4 protein-coding genes are annotated in these 3920 nt (G+C 49.4%); all 4 read left to right on the plus strand.

The genetic code is table 11. The features are described 5' to 3' along the window. Positions 1-129: 129 nt before the first annotated feature. Positions 130-798 carry a Mo-dependent nitrogenase C-terminal domain-containing protein gene (locus tag IQ219_RS17720; RefSeq protein ID WP_190596273.1) on the plus strand — a complete coding sequence of 223 codons (669 nt, stop codon included), beginning with the start codon at positions 130-132 and terminating at the stop codon, positions 796-798. A 141-nt stretch (positions 799-939) separates the two neighbouring features. Then, positions 940-1404, plus strand: coding sequence for a DUF3531 family protein (locus IQ219_RS17725; protein ID WP_194073480.1), 465 nt, complete (start codon positions 940-942; stop codon positions 1402-1404). Between the two features lie 28 nt (positions 1405-1432). Then, positions 1433-2722: a lipopolysaccharide assembly protein LapB gene (locus IQ219_RS17730; protein ID WP_194073481.1), complete on the plus strand. Its 1290-nt coding sequence runs from the start codon at positions 1433-1435 to the stop codon at positions 2720-2722. A 27-nt stretch (positions 2723-2749) separates the two neighbouring features. Further along, positions 2750-3920: DNA-processing protein DprA (gene dprA / locus IQ219_RS17735; protein ID WP_194073482.1), on the plus strand; the 1171-nt coding region annotated here is incomplete at its 3' end.

Genomic DNA, 3920 nt, shown 5'->3' on the forward strand with positions numbered 1-3920 from the left:
GTGGTGAGGACGCAAAGCAGTCTCCTTTAGCTTAGGAAGGGAAGGGAAGGGGCTCCGTATTCTAAGCTACACTTCAGTTAGAGTTTGATTTAAGTGTTTGATGACCGCATAGTTGCCCGGGGGAAAATCATGGCCAATCGTACCCAAAGTCGTTATACCGATGTCCAAATTGCCACTTGGTTGAGGGGACTGCTGACCATTGCTTGGAGTGATGGGGACTTCAGTGAATCGGAGCAACAAATGATTACTGGCCTCACCCAGGAGATGGGTTTTGGCAATAAAGAAGATGAGGTTTTGTTCAAGACCATTACCCCGGCGGAATTGTTGGAAGGCTTGGGCAACGACAAGGAAACAGCAGAAAATTTCCTGCGTACAGCGGTGTTGGTGGCGATCGCCGACGGCCTTTATTCTCCAGTGGAAGGACGGCTATTACGGGAATTTAGTCAAGCCCTAGGGATAAAAATTGACGCCTTGGAGTCATTGGAACATACCATCTGTGATCCCAACGGCGATCGAACCGAAATGGAGGAACATCCCCATCCCGATTTACTTCACCCCGTCAAGGACTGGCTGGACGCCATGGCCATCCAGGATCCTCGTTTGGCCCATTTCATTTGCCATCTGGTGCCCCCCCAATGTCCCTTCGAGCGGGATGTTAAACTATTTGGGCGCAAAATTGTTCATATTCCCCCCCTGTGCAAACTAAATCCCCTCTACGAACAGTTAATTGGCCTGAGGTTCCGGGCCCTTTCCTACCTGGCCGATGACTGCCAAGAGGACATCACCCCTTATATTTGAATCCTATTTCATTTCTTTTGGTCGAATTGTTGGAAATTTTCGGAATTTTTCCCTTTTGGGCCGATTAATTCCGTCCATTTCCCTCCGACTCGTTGCGCTTAAAAATTAATAACGTTTAAAAGTTAACCATCTCCCCAACCTATGGAAGTGCAATTTCGGGAAGTAAATCCCTTTGACTTTTGGATCTGGCTAGAATTCGAGACCAATCCGGCCCCAGCGGAGCAACAATATGTGGAAGAATTGTTTGCTTCTTGGTTTTACCTAGGCAAACTAGGGGGTTTTAATGCGGAAAATCTTCAAGTACAGGATACGGGCATTGACCTGAGTTATTTGGACTATGACAGTGCTAGTCTTCCTAGTTCCATGATGGCCCCCATGCATAATATGGCGGACTTCCAATACCAAGACCACTGGGGCCGTTGTTGGTTTGACTTGGGCACTAGCGATCTCATTGCCCTGGATGTGTTGATCAATGCACTGTACCAGCTTTCCCTCGATTACGTACCTATTCGCCGTTTAATTGTGGGGGGAGTAAATGAAGATTGGCCCGTTGGCGATCGCCAGGATGACCGCTTCGACCAGTTCGAAGATTTTGACCACAATTAGGTTCTTTCTGTCCCCATCACTTTTCCCTATGCATCCATCTCTGTCCGCCGGCGATCGGCAATATTTCCTGGGAGTAAAGTCCGCCTTACTTCTGGTCTGGTTGATGGTTATCCCTGCCCTAATTGGTGGGGCCTTGCATATTCAGCCGGTGCAGGCCCAGGGGACTCCCTACATTCCCCCGCCCATTACACCGCCCCCTCTCAGCCCCAGCGAAAATCCCTTTGACCCCAGCCTTTTTCCCACGGATCCCTTGATTCCTTCTGGGGAAACCCTCACCCCTTTGCAAAGGCGACGGTTAATCGAAGCCCTAGATGCATTGGAAGCTGAGGCCCTAGTGTTGGATCAAGCAGGGCAGGGAGACCAGGCTTTTCAACTCCGTTACCGCAGTTTACGGGGGCGACAAAGGTTGGGGGATTTGGCCGAGGTTGAAGCCCTGGGTCGTATTGGGGCGATCGCCTGGGAGCAGGGGCGCAATCAGGACGTCATGGCCATCGGTCAGCGTTTGGAAGATTTACAACTTTCCCTGACTAGGGAAAAGGCTATGAGCCCGGAACTGTTAACGGCCTTTGCCAAAGCCTATGGGCAACTCCACAGTCTAGATGCGGCGATCGCCGTTTATCAGCAAATGCGTCGGGAAGCTCAACAACAGGGGGATTACCGCCGCGAAAACCAGGCCCTCTCGATGTTGGGGGAACTGTATCTGGCCAAATTTAACTATCCCGCCGCCGCTGAAGTGTATGAAACCCTTTTAGCCAGGGCCACCAACGCCCGCAACAGCTATTACGAAGGCATTTATTTACAAAAATTGGGGGAAATCTACAAACAGTCTGCCCAGCCCGACAATGCCATTCGCATCAAAGAGCAACTGGTGCAAAGAAGATTGCAGGACGGTAAGCCAGAATTGGTGCCCGACATCCAGATTTCCATTGGCGATCATTATTTAGAACTAGAGCAGGCGGAAAATGCCAGTCAAGCCTATCAAAAGGCCTACACCCTGGCTTGGTCGATTAAACAATTGAGCACAGCGGCGATCGCCTTGGATAAGCTGGGGGATTTGTACCTGTTCAGTGAACAGGCCAACTATGCCTTGGAAATTTATAAACAACTTTTGCAGGTACAACAGCAATCCTATAACTATTACGGCATGATGATTACCTACGAAAAAATTGCCCAACTTTACATCGATGCCCAACAGCCCAGTGCGGCGTTAACCGCCTATCAACAAGCGTTATCCCTAGCCCGTTCCCTTAAATACAGCACAAAGGAAAACAATATTCTTAATCAAATACAAACTATTTCTGGGGGCACTGGGTCATAGATTTTATTCACAAATTTTTGATTAGCCATGGCGAATTCTGAACAGGCCTATTGGTTAGCCTGGAGTCAGGTTAAGGGGGTAGGGCCAGTGTTGCTCAAGCGGCTGGCTCAACATTTTGAGCTTTTGGAAAATGCCTGGAAGGCTAGACCGATCGCCCTGGGAGAAGTGGAGGGTTTTGGTCAAAAATTAATTGAGAAAATCATCGAGCAAAGGAATAACCTCAATCCGTTTCAATTTTTAGAAGAACATCAAGAAAAAAATCCCCAATTTCTTACTCCCAATGACCCAGACTATCCCCGTTTACTGTGGGAAATCCCTAGTCCGCCGCCGGTGTTGTATTATCTGGGACGTCTTGACCACAGAGAAAGTCAAGGACAAATTCCCGGAGTAGGCATAGTGGGCACCCGTTACCCCACCGAGCATGGGAGCCGTTGGACAAGGAAAATTAGCCAAGCTCTGGTCAAATCTGGTTTCACCATCGTTTCTGGCTTAGCCGCTGGCATTGATGCTGACGCCCATAACAGTTGTTTACGGGTAAACGGAAGGACGATCGCCGTTTTAGGCACTGGGTTAGATTTGGTTTATCCTCCCCAGAATCGGCAATTATTTGAGCAAATCGCCGCAGAAGGACTAATTTTGAGTGAATATCCCGTGGGTAGTAAACCGGAAAGGGGCAATTTTCCCGCCCGTAATCGCATCATTGCCGGTCTGAGCAGGGCCGTGTTGGTCATGGAGGCTCCCCCAAAATCCGGGGCCTTAATCACCGCCAAGTATGCCAACGAATTCAACCGGGACGTGTTTAGCCTACCTAATTCCCCCGATATTCCCGAAGCCCACGGCTGTTTAAATCTCATCCATAACGGAGCAGAGGTAATTCTCTCGGAAAATCAATTGTTGGCCAGCCTAGGAGCTATGCCCCTACTAGATCAAGGACAAGAGCAAAAAAATGTCCAAGGCGATCGCCAAGCTCGCTATCCAGTCCCAACCAATGTCCCCACTTCAACCACTGGGGCAAGGGGTAAACCACCTTTGACTGAACCACCGGAGAACTTGGAGGCAACTTTAGGGAAAATCCTGGCCGCAGTAGAGGAAGAGCCCACGGCCCTAGATCAAATTGTCGCCGTCACAGCCCTGGCCATTGGAGATGTTTCCGCTGGATTATTACAGTTGGAAATTCTTGGTTTAGTCAGTCAGGAAC

It is taken from the genome of Synechocystis sp. LEGE 06083 (assembly GCF_015207725.1).
Classification (GTDB): domain Bacteria; phylum Cyanobacteriota; class Cyanobacteriia; order Cyanobacteriales; family Microcystaceae; genus Synechocystis; species Synechocystis salina.